9 protein-coding genes are annotated in these 16,678 nt (G+C 69.0%); 2 read left to right on the top strand and 7 right to left on the bottom strand.

Annotated elements, in window-relative coordinates; translation table 11 throughout:
- Positions 1-13: 13 nt before the first annotated feature.
- The 7 genes from JJJ14_RS11865 to JJJ14_RS11835 all read right to left on the bottom strand — a co-directional run bounded on the left by JJJ14_RS11865 (position 14) and on the right by JJJ14_RS11835 (position 12,658).
- A complete protein-coding gene (locus JJJ14_RS11865) occupies positions 14-2,152 on the bottom strand; it encodes an ABC transporter ATP-binding protein (RefSeq protein ID WP_236592836.1) in 2,139 nt (712 codons plus the stop codon).
- Complete coding sequence (locus tag JJJ14_RS11860) at positions 2,149-3,882, bottom strand: ABC transporter ATP-binding protein (protein WP_201444247.1); 1,734 nt, start codon at positions 3,880-3,882, stop codon at positions 2,149-2,151. The genes JJJ14_RS11865 and JJJ14_RS11860 overlap by 4 nt, the downstream gene beginning before the upstream one ends.
- Before the next feature lie 196 nt (positions 3,883-4,078).
- A complete protein-coding gene (locus JJJ14_RS11855; protein WP_201444246.1) occupies positions 4,079-6,988 on the bottom strand; it encodes a DEAD/DEAH box helicase in 2,910 nt (969 codons plus the stop codon).
- Between the two features lie 266 nt (positions 6,989-7,254).
- Positions 7,255-7,872, bottom strand: coding sequence for a zinc transporter (locus JJJ14_RS11850; RefSeq protein WP_201444245.1), 618 nt, complete (start codon positions 7,870-7,872; stop codon positions 7,255-7,257).
- 212 nt (positions 7,873-8,084) lie between these two features.
- On the bottom strand, positions 8,085-8,726 hold the full coding sequence (locus JJJ14_RS11845) for a DUF6318 family protein (protein WP_201445182.1): 642 nt from the start codon (positions 8,724-8,726) through the stop codon (positions 8,085-8,087).
- A gap of 409 nt (positions 8,727-9,135) precedes the next feature.
- Entirely contained in the window at positions 9,136-10,926 is a 1,791-nt protein-coding gene (locus JJJ14_RS11840; RefSeq protein WP_201444244.1) for a M20/M25/M40 family metallo-hydrolase, read from the bottom strand.
- A gap of 139 nt (positions 10,927-11,065) precedes the next feature.
- Positions 11,066-12,658, bottom strand: coding sequence for a serine hydrolase domain-containing protein (locus tag JJJ14_RS11835; RefSeq protein ID WP_236592835.1), 1,593 nt, complete (start codon positions 12,656-12,658; stop codon positions 11,066-11,068).
- Between the two features lie 540 nt (positions 12,659-13,198).
- On the opposite strand from JJJ14_RS11835, the gene JJJ14_RS11830 reads away from it, so the two are divergent.
- Together JJJ14_RS11830 and JJJ14_RS11825 are read left to right on the top strand one after the other, a co-directional pair.
- A complete protein-coding gene (locus JJJ14_RS11830) occupies positions 13,199-14,077 on the top strand; it encodes a hypothetical protein (RefSeq protein ID WP_442859499.1) in 879 nt (292 codons plus the stop codon).
- Between the two features lie 569 nt (positions 14,078-14,646).
- Complete coding sequence (locus JJJ14_RS11825; protein ID WP_201444241.1) at positions 14,647-16,626, top strand: ribonucleoside triphosphate reductase; 1,980 nt, start codon at positions 14,647-14,649, stop codon at positions 16,624-16,626.
- The last annotated feature ends 52 nt before the right edge of the window (positions 16,627-16,678 follow it).

Below are 16,678 nucleotides of genomic sequence, written 5' to 3'. Positions count from 1 at the left end.
AGGCGCCCGGCCCTCAGTCCTCGACGGCGACGGTGGCGCCGCCCGCGAACTGGGCCGCGTGGAGGCGCGCGTAGGCGCCGCCGGCCGCGATGAGCTCATCGTGGCTGCCCTGCTCGACGATGTCGCCGTGCTCCATCACCAGGATGGTGTCGGCGTCACGGATCGTGGACAGACGGTGAGCGATGATGAAGCTCGTGCGGCCCTCGCGCAGCGCGTTCATGGCCTGCTGGACCAGCAGCTCGGTGCGGGTGTCCACGCTGCTGGTGGCCTCATCGAGGATGAGTACGGCCGGGTTGGCCACGAAGGCCCGCGCGATTGTGAGCAGCTGGCGCTCTCCGGCGGAGATGTTGGCGGCGTCCTCCTCCAGAACCGTGTCGTAGCCCTGCGGCAGGGCCTTGATGATGTGGTCGACGAAGCACGCCCTCGCGGCGGCCTCGACCTCCTCATCACTGGCCCCGGGCCGCCCGTAGCGGATGTTCTCGCGGATCGTGCCCGCGAACAGCCACGGGTCCTGCAGGACCATGCCGGTGCGGCGACGCACGTCGTGACGCGTCATGGTGGCGATGTCGCGCCCGTCGATGAGGATGCGTCCCCCGTCGAGCTCGTAGAAGCGCATGAGCAGGTTGACCAGGGTGGTCTTGCCCGCTCCCGTGGGCCCCACGATCGCGACTGTGTGCCCGGGGTCCACCCGCAGCGACAGATCCCGGATGAGCTCGACCTCCGGGCTGTAGGAGAAGCGCACGTGCTCCATCTCGATGACACCCGGGCCCGCCGGGCTCTTCGGTGAAGCCCCCGCGGCGCCAGCAGTACCTGCGGCACCAGCGCTCCCCGGGGCGTCGTCGGGGCGCTCCTCCTCGGCGTCGAGCAGCTCGAAGATCCGCTCGGCGCTCGCGGTCCCGGACTGCACGGCCGTGGCCATGCCGCCGAGCTGGCCCAGGGGCTGGGAGAACTGCTGGGAGTACTGGATGAAGGCCTGCACATCGCCCAGGCGCAGCGACCCGGAGGCGACCATGGCGCCGCCGACCACCGCGATGGCCACATAGTTGATGTTCCCGATGACCAGCATGATCGGCATCATGATCCCGGAGAGGAACTGGGCGCGCAGCGAGGCCCGGAACAGCTCCTCGTTCTCGGCGGCGAAGGCCTCGCGCACCGAGGCCGTACGCCCGTAGACCTGCACCAGGGCGTGCCCGGAGAAGGACTCCTCCACCCGGGTGTTGATCTTGCCGGTGCGGGCCCACTGGTGGGTGAAGGCCTTCTGCGAGCGCGGCCCGATCACCCCGAAGACCACGCCCATGAGCGGGAACATGATGAGTGCCACCAGTGCCAGCTTCCAGGAGATGGAGAACATCATCCCCAGCACGCCCACCACCGTGAGGATCGCGGTCAGGGCACCGGACAGGGACTGCTGGAGGGTGTTGGTGACGTTGTCGACGTCGTTGGTCAGGCGGCTGAGCAGCTCGCCGCGCTGGACGGTGTCGAAGTAGCTCAGCGGCAGGCGGTGGACCTTGTCCTCCACCTGGGCGCGTAGCCGGTAGAGGGCCTTGATCGTGATGCGGTTGATGAGCCAGCCCTCAAGCCAGTTGAGCAGGCTTGAACCCACGTACAGGCCCAGCACCACCATCAGGATCCGCCCCAGGCGGGTGTAGTCGATGCCCGCGCCGGGGACGACGTCCATCGCCGAGAGCATCGTGGCGAAGTCATCCATCCCCCGTGCCCGCAGGGCCTCGATGGCCTGGGCCTTGGTGGTGCCGGCCGGCAGCATCGTGGAGACCACGCCCTCGAAGATGACGTTGGTGGCCTGACCCAGCACCTTGGGGGCCGCCACCGCCAGCACCACCGTGCCCACGGCGGCCAGGGTCACGACCACCAGGGAGACCCGGTAGGCGCCCAGCAGCCCGACCATCCGCTTGAAGGAGGGCCAGAAGGCCTCGGCCTTGCCCGGAGGCGGCCCGTCGTGCCAGTCGCTCGAGGCGGCCTGCGCCTCAGCGGCCAGCTTGAGGTCCTCCTCGCTGAGCTCATCGGGGGCGACGACGGCGCTCGCGGCGGTACGCGCACCGCTCCCGGCCTTCTTGCCGGCGATCTTGTCAGCGTTCTCGCCGGTGTTCCTGCCGGCCTTCTTGCCCATGTGGCTGCTCGCGTTCCTGCTCATGCTGCGGCCTCCGCCCCGAGCTGGGAGGTGACGATCTCGCGGTAGACGGCGCAGGTGGCCAGCAGCTCGGTATGCGTGCCGCTACCCACCAGGTGTCCGCCGTCCAGGACGAGGATCTGGTCGGCCTCGACGATCGTGGAGACGCGCTGGGCCACGATCACCTTCGTGATGCCGGCCGTCGCCGGCCCCATGGCCTCGCGCAGCCGCGCGTCGGTGGACACGTCCAGGGCCGAGAAGGAGTCGTCGAAGATGAGGATGTCGGGTCGGCGCACCAGGGCCCGGGCGATGGCCAGGCGCTGACGCTGACCACCCGAGACATTCGTGCCGCCCTGGGCGATGGGCGCCTCCAGGCCCCCGTCCATCTTGGAGACGAAGTCCTTGGCCTGGGCGACTTCCAGGGCCTGCCACAGCTCGTCGTCGGTGGCCTCCTCGCGCCCCAGGCGCAGGTTGGAGGCCACGGTCCCGGCGAACAGGAAGGGCTGCTGGGGCACGAGCCCCATCTGGGCCCACAGTGCCTCGGGGTCGGCCTCACGAACGTCGGTGCCGCCGATGAGCACCTGCCCGCTGCTGGCCTCCAGCAGCCTTGCCAGCAGCCGCACCACCGTGGACTTGCCCGACGCCGTCGAGCCGACGATCGCCGTCGTCGTCCCGGGCTGGACCGTGAAGCTCACCTCCGCCAGGACGCGGGCGTCGGCGTCGGGGTAGACGAAGGTGACGTCCCGCATCTCAACCGTCCCGGGAGCCGGGAAGGTGTCGACGGCGTCGGGGGAGGAGGTGATGGTCGGCGGCGTCGCCAGCACCTCGCTGATGCGCTCGGCGCACACGGCGGCGCGCGGGATCATGATCGTCATGAAGCTCGCCATGACGATGCCCATGAGGATCTGCATGAGGTAGGACATGAAGGCGATGAGGGTGCCGACCTCCACGTCGCCGTCGCCGACCCGGTGGCCGCCGAACCAGATGACGCCGACGATCGTCACGTCCAGCACCAGCATCACCAGCGGGAACAGCAGGACGAAGAGCTGCCCCACGCGCTCGCCGACCCGGGCGATATCGGTGTTGGCGCCCTCGAATCGCTCGGTCTCGGCCTCCTCGCGCACGAAGGCGCGGATGACCCGGATGCCGGTGAGCTGCTCACGCATCACCCGGTTGATGGCGTCGAGCTTGTCCTGGTAAGAGCGGAACAGGGGCAGCATCCGGCTCACGATGAGCCCCACCGCCACGAGCAGGATCGGCACCGACACCCCGATCAGCCACGACAGGCCCGGGGCGCGCGTGACCGCCATGAAGATGCCGCCCAGCGCCATGAACGGCGCCGTCACCAGCATCGTGGCACTCATCATCACCAGCATCTGGACCTGCTGGACGTCATTGGTGTTGCGGGTGATGAGAGAACCCGCCCCGAAGGCGGAGATCTCCCGCTCCGAGAAGCCGCTGACCCGGTCGAAGACCTCGCCGCGCAGGTCCCGGCCCATGCTCATCGCCGCGCGCGCCGCCAGGTAGGTCGCCAGCACCGTGCACACGCCCTGGGCCAGGCTGACCCCCAGCATGAACGCGCCCATCCGCCAGATATATCCGGAGTCCCCGGTGGCCACACCCTTGTCGATGATGTCGGCGTTGAGGGTGGGAAGGTACAGGGAGGCCATTACCTCAGCGAACTGAAGCACCAGAACGCACACCAGCAGCCCCGTATAGGGGCGCAAATACGTGCGCAGTAATCGAAGGAGCATGCCGGGAACATATCAGCCTCACGGTGCGTGAGGGCCAGCATCTCATGAATATGAGGGAGAGCGTCTTATGAATTTTGGTTCATGCCCGCGTAGGGGCGGGCTCACGTCGCGTCAGGTCCGGCGGCTGGATTGACCGTCTCGGATGACTTCGCCGCCGCTCCTGCGAGGTGCGACTCGCCAAGCAGCAGGTCGGAGCTCAGTTGCCTCTGGTCACTGGGGTCGAGGGGGCGTTCGAGTCGTCCGTTCTGGACAGGTCTCGGTGGGCGGGGTCGGTGGTTGAGGGGTTCTGGGGCGCCGCATCAATCAGGAGCCGCAGCAGGACGGCGGCCCCGGCCTTGTCCAGGGGCTCGTTGTTGTTGCCGCACTTGGGCGACTGCACGCAGGAGGGGCAGCCGCTCGCGCAGCCGCAGCCCTCGATGACGGCCAGCGTCGCCTCCAGCCAGTCGCGCCCGGCCCGGTAGCCGCGCTCGGCGAAGCCCGCCCCGCCGGCGTGCCCATCGTGGACGAAGACCGTGGGCGCCGCCGTCTGCGGGTGCATCGCCGTTGACAGCCCGCCGATGTCCCAGCGGTCGCAGGTGGCCAGCAGCGGCAGCATCCCGATGCTCGCATGCTCGGCCGCGTGCAGGGCCCCGGGCAGGTCGGTGGGCTCCAGGCCCGCTGCCTCACAGACCTCCTGCGGGATCGTCCACCACACGGCGGCGGTGGGCAGCACATGCTCGTCCATCTCCAGGGCGTGCTGGGAGACGACCTCCCCGCCCGGCAGCGCCATCCGCTGGTAGCCGGTCACCTGACTGGTGACCTCCACCGAGCCGAAGGACCAGGTGATGGCGGCTGCGCCCGTGGGCTCGGGGGCGTCACCGGGGGATGAACCGGCCCGCCCGCTGCCGGTCGGGACGGAACTGCCGCTGGAACCGTCGCCGGGACCGGCCGGCTCGTCGGACTCACGCGCTGACGGCTCACGGCAGTCCTCCGACGTTGTCTGACCCGGCTCGCCCCAGACCTGCTGCTCGCGCTCGGCGATGATGCGCACGCTCGAGCGCGACCGGGCCCGCGTGCGGTAGCCGACCGCCGCCTTCTGCCGCACGAGGGCGACGTCGTCGGCCAGCTCCTCGACCACGTAGACGCGCCCCTGGTGGACGTAGACCGCGCCCTCGTGGACGGTGGAGTCGGCGGCCGCGCCGTCGACCGTGCCGATGACGACGCCCGTGTCGGCCTCCACCACCGGCACCTCGGGCGGCCCGTCGCCGCGCAGGGAGGTCAGGTCCTGGGGTCGCCCGGGCAGGTTGACGTTCCAGAACCAGCCCGTGGGTCGACGCCGCAGCGCGCCCCGGCCCTCCAGCTCGCGCAGCAGGGCATCGTCGGGCAGGCCGAACAGGGCCAGATCCGAGGCCCGTAAGGGCGCCTCGGAAGCGGCGGCGCACAGGTGGGGCGCGAGCACGTAGGGGTTGGCCGGGTCGAAGACCGTGGCCTCGGGAGCGGCGAAGACCGCCTCGGGATGGTGCACGAGGTAGGCGTCCAGCGGGTTGTCGGAGGCGATGAGGACGGCGAGGCCGCGGCCACCGGCGCGTCCGGCCCGGCCCGCCTGCTGACCCAGCGAGACGCGCGTGCCCGGCCATCCGGCGATGAGGACCGCGTCCAGCCCGGTGACGTCGATGCCCAGCTCCAAGGCGTTGGTGGTGGCCAGGGCGCGCAGCCGGCCCGAGCGCAGGTCAGCCTCCAGGGCCCGGCGCTCCTCGGGCAGGTAGCCGCCGCGGTAGGCCGACACCGTGCCGACGAGCTCGGGCAGCGAGAGCCCCAGCGTGTGGCGGGCCCGCTCGGCCACGACCTCTGCCGAGCGACGAGAGCGCACGAACACCAGCGCCCGGGCACCCACGCTCAGCAGGTCCACGAGCAGCTCGGCGGCCTCGACGACGGCGCTGCGCCGTGCCGAGGGATCCTCACCGGGATCGCCCGAGTCCGGCTCGGCGCTGCCGGGTGGGGTGGCGCCGCTCGTGACCGGAGGCCGGCGGTGGGCGGCGGAGGCGATGGCGTCGGTGCCGGCCTTCGGCGGGGCCTCTGTTCCCGACACGTGCTGCGGGGACGGCGTGACGTTGGGGGCGGGGAGGCTGTCGTCGTCGGCTGTGGCGTGTGTGGGCTGGGGCGCGTCGGGGCTCGGGGAGCCCGAGGGCGCCGGACCGCCCTCGCCGGGGGACGGCAGCACCCAGGGGTCGCGCAGGGCCGGCTGCCAGAGGGCCAGGGTGCGCTCCCCGGCGGGTGCGGCGTCGTCGGTGACGGCCACGACGTCGTCGGGCTCGACGCCGATGAGGCGGGCCGCGGTGAGGGCCGGCTCGGCCGCCGTCGCCGAGGCGCACAGGACCACCGGCTGCGGGCCGCGCGGGCGCAGGCGCGCCACGAGCCGCAGGAGACGGCGCAGCACGAGGGCGACGTGCGCCCCCAGGATCCCGCGGTAGGCGTGGCACTCGTCGATGACGATGTAGCGCAGGCCCCGCAGGAGACGGGTCCAGCGCTCGTGGCCCGGTAGCAGCGAGAAGTGGAGGAAGTCGGGGTTGGTCAGGACGACGTCGGCGTGGGCGCGCACCCAGTCTCGCTCGGGCAGGGGAGTGTCGCCGTCGCAGGTGCCGGCGCGCACCGTGCGCAGCGAGCCCGTGAGAGTGCCGGCCTCGCGCTGGACGGCCTCGAGCTCGCCGACGAGCCGGGCCAGGGCTGCGGCCTGGTCGGCGGCGAGCGCCTTGGTGGGGGAGAGGTACAGGGTGGTGGGGCGCCGGGTGTGGGCGGAGATGCGTGAGTCGGCGCCGGGGGACTGGGCGGCCAGGACGTCGGAGAGCGCCGGTAGCCAGGCCGCCAGGGACTTTCCCGAGCCGGTGCCGGTCGCCAGGACCGTGTGGCGGCCGGCGTGGGCGGAGTGCGCGGCGGCGACCTGGTGCGTCCAGGGGCGCTCGACGCCAAGGCGGCGGTAGGCGGCCACGAGGTCGGGGTCCGCCCAGTCGGGCCAGTCGGTGTGGTGGCCGGGGCGGGCCGGGGTGCGCTGGAGGTGGACGAGCCGGCCGTCGCGCCCGCCGATGGACTCCAGGAGCCCGGTGAGGTCGCGTGCGGTCCCGTCTGCCATGGGGCACAGTCTGCACCACCGGTGGATGGAGGTGTCCGTGGGGCCTCGGTGGTGGGTTGTGGGGTCGTGGTGTCATGGTTGGCGACTTTTAGGGTGTCCGTCGGCTGGCGCGCCTGGGTCTGTGGGGCTCTGACCAGCGCATATGTGCCAGGGTGCGGTGGTTGTCGGGCCGGGTGTGTTCTTAAAAGTCGCCGATTGTGACACCGTTCGTGGAGTGAGCCTGGTGGTCTGTGGCCTGGGCGTGGGCGTGGGTGCTGGGGTGGGGGTTAGTGGCCTTGGGCTTCTTCGGCGTCGTCGGTGAGGTAGGTGATGACGCGGACCAGGTCGTAGGGGGTGGAGGTCTCGGTGGTGGTGATGGTGCCCTCGATGGGCCGCCACTGGCTCTCGCCGGCGGGGCGGAACCGGGTGGTCCAGGTCGTGGTCAGGGTGGTGGTGACTCCGGTGGCGGTGTGCTGGTAGTGGTGGGTGACGGTCTGGTGGGGGTAGGGGGCTCCGGGGTCGGTGGTGGTTGTGGTGGTGCCGTCTCCCCAGCCCCAGGTGTAGGACACCGGGGTGAACTCCACCTCGATGGAGGTACCCAGGATGGTGGTGGTCTGGTAGCGCACGGCGGGGTTGGTGTAGACGATGAAGGCCTTGGAGATGATGACCTTGGGACCCGGGGGCTGACGCGTGATACCCGAGCCCGAGGCGATCAGCGTGGCGGCCTGGCGAGTAGTGATCGTGACCGCACGAGCACCACCACTGGTGGTGGGCTGGTCGGGCTGGCCGGGGCGGTTGAGGGTGGCCAGGTTGCACCTGTACTTGTCCAGCCCGTAGGCGTCCTTCTCAGGCGAGCACTCCCGATGAGACTGCTCCTCCCATAACGACGGATCCGAGGCCCTCACAGACGGATGCTCCTGAGACGGAGGCTCACCAGAATCCGATGGGCCTTCTTGGGTGATGGTCTCGCTCTTTTCTCCGCGGAAAGTCTGGGTGTTGTCCTGGCTCTCAACGCTGTAGTTTCCTTTTGTTTCGGAAGGTAATGTCAGGGAGTTGTGTCCATTGCTTATCAGATATGTGGAGGCTAAGGCGATAGTTAAGGCAATGGTGTGGCTGCTCATTTTTGCTCAACCCTTACTCCGCCAATCATCCAACGACCACCGACGTAGCGTACGGCAAAGTCTAGTATCTCATTTTCAGTGGGACTTGAGGTCTCAGTGGCCGCCCCACCTCCCGGGTGGGATGTAATTGTTTGTCGGCTCACGGTAGCTTCAACCCTATTGAAGTCGTATCCGTCAAGTTTCTCATAATACCTGATGTTCGTAATCTCTTGTTCCCACTTATCGTTCCAGCCTCCTGCGTTGTGGAGGGTCGTCGCGTTGTCGATTGTTGAGCGACAGAATTTGCACTGGTCTTCGCTCATCTTTGCTAGCTCGGTGGTGTTGCCGGTGACGTAGGCGTAGCGGTAGAGGTTGAGGAAGTAGCCGACGCTGGCTGCTGCGCCCTCGGCGCTCTCCTCGTTTAGCTGTGGGGGCTTGGCCGGTGCGGGTTCGGCCAGGGCGGCATCGCGCTTGGCGCGCAGCTCAGGAGTCAGGGCGGCTTCGCGCGAGGCGGTCGCGCTGGCGTTGGCGTCAGCGATGCCCTTCTCCGCCCGGGCAATGGCCGCCGACGCGCTGGCACTGGCGCTCGCACTTGCCTCTGCCTTGGCGTCCTTCACCGAGCAGGCCGCCACCCCCAACGCCAGCACACACACCGCCACCAACCCAGCCACACCCCTGCGGCGGCTGTGCGCGGCAGGGTGGCGATCCAACACGGTGACCCGGCCAGAGCCGGATGCAGGACGCCGGGTATCTGTGGGCTCGGGGGATCGTAGGGACGTACTCATCACGGAAGCCTCCTCGCCACCGAAACAACTCCATATCCCGCCCGGCCGGGCGACACTGCCCGTCCAGATGGTGCATTGACATTACCTGCCCCAACGCCCCCAAACCAGACCCCGAGGACACCCTGTGGAAAACCTCGAAAAGAGACTCGTGCACCAGCTCCGTCGCACCCGGCCGGAACCTTGATCCACCCCGCTCAACAGGCCGGGGCCTCGGTGCCACTCACCAGGAGTGGTCCCGAGGCCCCGAGGCCGCGCTCGCAGCTACTCCTTCCTGCGCGCTGTCCTACGCCGTCGCGGCAGCCCGACCTGCAGTGGCAGCGCCGTTGGGAAGGCCGTCAGAACTGCTGCTGGTCCACGCGATGGTGCTCCGGGTGCGCCGGGAACCGGCCTGCAGGAGCACAAGCGCCAGCGGCGCCACCGGCACGATCGCGAAGAACACGGTCACCCACACTGCGCTCAGGCTGAGCATCTCGTGGATGAGCAGGACCGCGGGGGCAAGGATCGCCACGATGATGAAGGCCGCCAGGGCCCCGACCACCGGCCGCACCCGCCTCGGCGCCAGCGCGGTCAGCGCCAGGGCGAGCGTGGGGAGGACCAGGACGTAGGCAGCGCCGGGCAACAGCACCATGAGTGGCACGCAGGCGGCCGCCAGCAGGAGCAGCACCGCGGCGAGGGTCTCCTGCCCGAGCCCCTCCTTCCAGCGCCGCACCACGAAGTGCGCCGTGAGCCCAACCCCGATGAGGGCCCCGCCGGCGAACATCCACGGCAGCAGAGGGTTCGGTCCGAGTCCGCTCTCCGGCGCCCACTTCATCGCCATGGCCCCGCGCTGCACCAGCCCCGCGGCGGCAGAGGCGAACGCGGCCCGCCACGTCAGACCCCAGACGCTCCCCAGGACCCGCTTCCAGCGCAGCGACCGTGCCCGTACCGCGACGGCGCCGAGCGCCGCGATGACGGCCAGGCAGCCCAGCCCTGTTCCGACCGCGGCCGGGTAGCGCACCGTCAGCCCCCGCCACAGCTGGAAGAAGTGGAGGTCGTCGTCGGCCGTGAGCGTGGGGGCCTGCCCGTCGAAGGCCCAGGCCCGCGCGAGGTCCAGGACCTGGTCGCCGTAGTGCTGGAGGGTCGAGTGGTCGACGTAGCGTGGGGCGTCGGTGGGGTGGTGGTAGTGCTCGGCGTCCCCAATCGCCGCGATGTTGAGCACCGTGAAGCCCTCCGGGATGAACGCCGCCATGTCAGTGGTGTTGGGCATGCGCGCGTACAGCGAGGGGAGGAGTGAGCCGGCCACGGGCTGCTTCACGTGGCTGAGGAAGTAGCCGGCGACGGCGCTGTTGTTCGAGGAGGTCTCAAACATGAGTGCCGGGCCGCTCGTGCCGCGCGCCTCGAGGTTGAGGACCAGGTCGACGTTCTCGTAGTCGGTGCGGTGGTGGCGCATCTCGTTGCGGGCGCCGATGAGGCCGACCTCCTCGCCGTCGGTGATGACGATCTTCAGCGAGTTCTCCGGCTGGCGCCCATCGGCCTTGAGGGCCCGAAGCGTCTCGACGATGGCGGCCACGCCGTAGCCATCGTCGGCTGCCCCGAGAGAGGTGCCGTCGGTGATGTGCTGATGGCCGCTCTCGTCCGCCTCGACCGTGGCCGAGTCGTAGTGGGCCATAAGCGCCATGGTGTGCTCGGACTTCCCCGGCACGTCGACGACGATCGTCTCAGCCGGCGCGTCCTTGAGCACCGCCTGCTGCTCGGCGGACAAGCCGTCGAAGATCCTCTTGTCCGCCGGGTCGCTGAGATCGAACATCGGGTCGGAGTGCACCTCGGCGGTGTAGCCCAGATCGGAGAACATGCCGATGACGTCGTCGCGTGCCCGGTCGTGCGCCTCGCGGCGCAGGACACTGTGGGGCTCGTCGGCGAGGCGGTTGATGGCGGCCATGGCGCGCTCGGCGGAGAACGTGATCGGGTCGGCGGTGGTCGGTGCGGGGGAGGGCAGGATGAGGACGCTCAGGCCCGCCACCAGCCCCAGCAGGGCGGCGATCGGGGCCAGCAGGCGCCGGGCGAGACCGGGCGTGGAGAAACGGCGATCAGTCATGGTGTCAGCTTTCCGGACGTGAATCGGTGGTGAATGAGGGGAGGGGCAGCGTCGCCTTCACGCCTTCAGCTCGCTGGTGGTGAGGACAGGGCCCCGGGATGCGGCGTGGGGAGCGAAGGCGGCGCCAGGCGTGGCCGGTTCAGGCTTTGGGCCAGGCGACGACCAGGCAGACGGCGACGAAGGCGACAGTCAGCGCCACCTGCGTCCAGCCGAGCCAGGCCCGGCGACGCGGCAGGGCGGGCAGGTCCGGCCACAGCGTGATGCCCCGGACGATGCCGTACAGGCCGGGCAGCGACGCCGCCGCCAGAATCCAGGTGGGCACGTGCGCCCAGGGCTCCGAGGCCGCGGCCGCCGCCAGGCAGGTGAGGAGCGCGGAGACGCGGCAGACCACCGCCATGCGGCTGGGCGCGCTCGCCGCGCGGGCGGCCGTGTACAGGCCCATGACCAGCGTCAGGATGGTGAAGACGCCGAGGATGATGCCCTGGAGCAGCATCTCGGCCGGCACCGGTAGGCGCGCCGTCGAGATCTTCTGCCCGTCGGTCAGGAGCGTCGCGGCGAGCGCGGCGGCGGTGCCGTCCGTGTTCTGGTCGGTGTAGACCATGACGGCCTTGCCCGACTCCTTGTCGATGGCCAGGTGCGTCATGTACTCCATCGTGGTGCCGCCGTGGCCGATGATCGTGTGTCCGTCGACGACGTCGGTGTACCAGGTGTAACCGACCCTCTCACCCGGCAGCTGGAAGCCGGCCAAGACCTCCGCGGGCCACCGAGCCTCCTGGGGAGCGGCCTCGCCGGGGACGGTGTCGGTCAGGACAGCCTGGGCGTAGCGGGTCATGTCCTCCGGGGTGCTCCACACCCCGGCGCCGGCCGGGTTGGAGCCCGGGCCGCTGAGCGACTGGCCGCGGCGTCCATTGGCCTGGACTCCGTGAATGGCGCCGTCGGGAATCTCCGACTGGCCGGCGGTGAGGGTCGTGTGCTCCATGCCCAGGGGCGTGAAGAGCCGCTCCGAGACGTAGGACTCCCAGGACTCGGCCCCGGCGGCGCGCCTGAGGGCCTCGCCCAGCAGCGAGATGCCCAGGTTGGAGTAGGCGAATTCGCCGCGCTTGCCCAGTGTGGTGGTGCGGGTCTTCTCGATGAGCTGGTCGGTGCTGTCGGTGAAGGGGTTGAGACCCAGGATGTTGCCTCGCAGCACGAAGCCGATCATGTCGTGAGAGGGGACGCCCGGGATGCCGGAGCGGTGCGAGGCGACCTCCTCCAGGGTGACCTCGCCCGCTGGGGTGCCGGCGAGCTCGGGCAGGTGGGTGGACAGCGGGTCGCTCGCCTTGACCTCGCCGCGCGCAATGGTGTCGGCCAGGAGCTGGCCGCTGAATGTCTTCGTGATCGAGCCGATCTCCATGGGGGTGGTGGACGTGTACTGCTGGCCGGAGGCGGCGGTGCCGATGCCGGCGTGGCGGGCGCCCTCGGCGGTGATGACAGAGACGTGGATGCCCTGGGCCCGGTAGTCATCAGGCAGGAGGCTGATGACCTGCTTGGCCAGGTCCCTGTCGCCCGTGATGGAGGAGGTGTCGGCCTTCGGCGCGTGTGGCCCGACGGCGAAGACCGCCAGGGCCAGGCAGGCCGCCAGGACCGCGCAGGCCCAGCGGGGCAGGAGGCTGCGCGACCGGGTGGGAAATGTGGGTCTGACCTGCTGCGACGGAGGTCGGGAACGATGGAAGGGAGAGGTATCCGTGCTCATGGACCCAGGCTGTCGGAGCATGATCGTCCACACGATCCAGCCACCTGGTCGGTCGATGTCGGGCCAGCCCGACAACACCGTGACGGTCCACGAGAAGGACGGGGTGGCGAGGTGAGGTGGGGTGTCCCGTCCGGATCCGGGTGAGCGCGGGTAACGGTGATGCCGGCGAACGGCCTCCCGTGTGGTTCCGGGCGTGCAGAGGGCCTTGGGGCGGTGGGGAGTGTCCAAATCGGATACAAAGGCGGCAACGAGTACTGAGCGCGTCTGACAGAACCGCATGATTCCGCGGTTCGTATCGCTGGGTGAAACGTTGTTGGGTTCCTTTGTGTCCGATTTGGACACCATGCCTTGGCTACTGGGGCGTGAAGTCTCTGGTTGTTGTGTCTCGGGACATGGGTGACAGTTCTGTGTCAGGACATCGGTGACACTTCGATGGGTCCTGGAGGCCACAGGCTGACGGATGCGCCAGTTGTCCACAGGGCGTCGGCGGCCGGGTTGCGCCCACTCCGCAGCCGGGCGGCAATGAGTCCCGTGAACACCATGGACGCTGAGCTGCTCGCCATTGTTCGTGGCTGCTACGGAGCGGTGCGCATGCGGGACCTGGAGCCGACTCGCACCCAGCGCCGTCACATCGACTCGCTGGTGAGGACCGGTGAGCTCATTGCCTATGAGCATGGGGTTGTTGGTATCCCGGGTGCTGAGCGCGCCGTTGTGCTGGCGCGCATTCACGGAGGGCTCCTCACCTGCCAGGCCGCTATGCGCTACTACGGGCTGCCCGTAGCCCAAGGGGCTGAGCAGGTTCATCTTGTCGTTGCGCCCGGCAGGCGATTCTCGACTGCCGGGCGGGAGGTGCTCCATGCAGACCGGTACCGGACTCGTATATCGCCAACCTCTTACCCGGTTCAGCCGCTCCCTGAGGCGCTGGCTCGTTTCCTGCGCTGCCACGTCCAGGACGACTCTCCACTCATCGCTCTTGACGCAGCACTTCATGATGAGCGGGTCACTGCCGAGCAGATTCGGGACCTGCTGCGCGGCCCCGGCTCGGCTCGGGCGCTCGCACGACTCGATCGCGCCAGTGACCGGGCCCGTTCCCCGTTGGAGACGCTGGCGCGAATGGACCTTGAGGCTGCCGGCCTGAGCTTCGAGGACGGGGTGGAGATCGAGGGAGTCGGCGAGGTGGACTTGGTGATCGAGGGCTGGGTGGTCGTGGAGCTCGACGGCTACACCTACCACTGCGACGAGTACCAGTTCGGCCTCGACCGCTGGCGCGACCGCCGGCTTGTCGCCCGCGGCTTCCTGCCGCTGCGCTTCACAAGGAAGGATGTCTACGCGCATCAGGTCGTTCCGGACGTGCTGAGGGCCTTGGAGAGGTGGGAAGTGTCCAAATCGGATACAAAGGCGGCAACGAGCATTGAGTGAGCCTGACAAAACCGCATGATTCCGCGGTTCGTGTGGCTCGGTGAAAAGTGGTTGGAGTCCTTTGTGTCCGATTTGGACACGAACCTCCCTCAAGAGGGCTTCCACGGTTCCGGTGATGCCACTTCGCCGGGGATGACAGGAGGTCGGCGGCAATGATGCCGGGGCACATGGGTCGTGCGGAGAGTGATCGCGCGCGGGAGTGAGAGGTGCGCTCCCGACCTCGCCCCAACACGCCGAGCAGGAGTGATCTGGACCTCACATGTGCTCTCTAGGCGATCCTGCCGGCTCGCGTTCCAGCTTCGACGGCATCCGCAGGATCGTGCGGGAAGGCGACGCCTATCGGGACGAAAGTCCATACCTCTATCGCAAGATGTTGTGGTTGAGATACAATTTAGACACAAGATGATGTGTCTCATCGGTGTGATTTGGGAGTATGGTCGGCACCGGTGCCGCCGACCGGTTGGCTCCCAACAGGCAGTGCTCAGTCACTGACGGCACCCGGAAGGACCGGCCCCATCCATGCTCGGCAGGGCCGCGAACAGGAACGAGAAGGACCATCGGAGAGACCCGTGCTCGAGAAGAACCTTGCCTCCACCGCCCCCGCAGCTGATGGCTCGGCGCAGCCGCCGGCCGCCATCCCCGCCACCGACCCGCGCCTCGTGGCCCCCGGCTCGGCCGACTCGGCGGTCGCCCGCGGCGAGCGCCCTACCGTGGACGCCATCGCCACCATCACCGAGTACCTGGACCGCTCCGACTGGCGCGTCAACGCCAACGCCAACCAGGGCTACTCGCTGGGCGGGATGATGCTCAACACCTCCGGCAAGGTCGTCGCCAACTACTGGCTCAGCCAGGTCTACCCGGCCGCCGCCGGCCAGGCCCACCGCAACGCGGACCTCCACATCCACGACCTGGACATGTTCGCCGGCTACTGCGCCGGCTGGTCCCTCAAAGATCTTCTCCAGCAGGGTTTCAACGGCGTCCCCGGCGCCATCGCCGCCGGCCCCGCCAAGCACTTCTCCTCGGCCGTCGGGCAGATCGTCAACTTCCTGGGGACCCTGCAGAACGAGTGGGCCGGCGCCCAGGCCTTCTCCTCCTTCGACACCTACATGGCGCCCTTCGTCCGCCTGGACGACATGACCTACGCCCAGGTCAAGCAGTGCATGCAGGAGCTCATCTTCAACCTCAACGTCCCCTCGCGCTGGGGCACCCAGACGCCTTTCACCAACCTCACCTTCGACTGGACCTGCCCCGCGGACCTCGCGGACGAGCACCCCCTCATCGGCGACGAGGTCTGCGACTTCGCCTACGGCGACCTCCAGGCGGAGATGGACCTCATCAATCGTGCCTTCATGGAGGTCATGACCGAGGGCGACGCCGAGGGTCGGGTCTTCACCTTCCCCATCCCCACCTACAACATCACCCGCGACTTCGACTGGGACGCCCCCAACACCGAGCTGCTGTTCACCATGACCGCGAAGTACGGCCTGCCCTACTTCCAGAACTTCATCAACTCCGAGCTCGACCCCGGCATGATCCGCTCCATGTGCTGCCGCCTCCAGCTCGACCTGCGCGAGCTGCTCAAGCGCGGCAATGGCCTGTTCGGCTCGGCTGAGCAGACCGGTTCGGTCGGTGTCGTCACCATCAATATGGCCCGGCTCGGCCACCTCTACGCCGACGACGAGGCCGGCCTGACCGCCCGGTTGGACGAGCTGCTCGAGATCGGCCGCGACACCCTGGAGCTCAAGCGCACCGTCATCCAGCACCACATCGACGCCGGCCTGTTCCCCTTCACCAAGCGCTACCTGGGCACGCTGGACAACCACTTCTCCACCCTGGGCGTCAACGGCATGAATGAGATGGTTCGCAACTTCACCCACGACGCCTACGACCTGACTGACCCGCGCGGCCACGCCATGTGCGTGCGCCTCCTGGACCACGTGCGCGACAAGATGGTCGAGTTCCAGGAGGCCACCGGCCACCTCTACAACCTCGAGGCCACCCCGGCCGAGGGCACCACCTACCGCTTCGCCAAGGAGGACCGCAAGCGCTACCCTGGCATCCTCCAGGCCGGCATGGAGTCCAACCCCTACTACACGAACTCCTCCCAGATCCCCGTGGGCTACACCGACGACCCCTTCGAGGCCCAGGAGATGCAGGAGGAGCTCCAGACCAAGTACACCGGCGGCACTGTCCTGCACCTGTACATGAACGAGCGGATCTCCTCGGCCGCCGCCTGCAAGGAGCTGGTGCGCCGCTCCCTGACCGCCTTCCGCACGCCCTACATCACCATCACGCCGACCTTCTCCATCTGCCCCGTCCACGGCTACCTCGTGGGCGAGCACCTCACCTGCGACAAGTGCGCCGAGCTCCACCCCGAGGCCGAGCCGGTCGAGTGCGAGGTGTGGACCCGCGTCATGGGCTACTTCCGCCCGGTGCGCTCCTTCAACATCGGCAAGAAGGGCGAGTACGCCGAGCGGCAGATGTTCACCGAGGTCGCCGCCGGCGGCCACGGCCCGGCCGTCTCGCGCCTGAGCGCGGTCAGCGCCTGAGAGGACCCGCCGGGACCGCTGGGTGCCGTCGGATGATCCGGCGACGGCGCCC

This window comes from Actinomyces sp. HMT 175 (assembly GCF_016694895.1).
Lineage (GTDB): Bacteria > Actinomycetota > Actinomycetes > Actinomycetales > Actinomycetaceae > Actinomyces > Actinomyces oris.
Note: the sequence above shows the minus strand (reverse complement) of the source record. Positions and strands in the feature narration are given on the sequence as shown.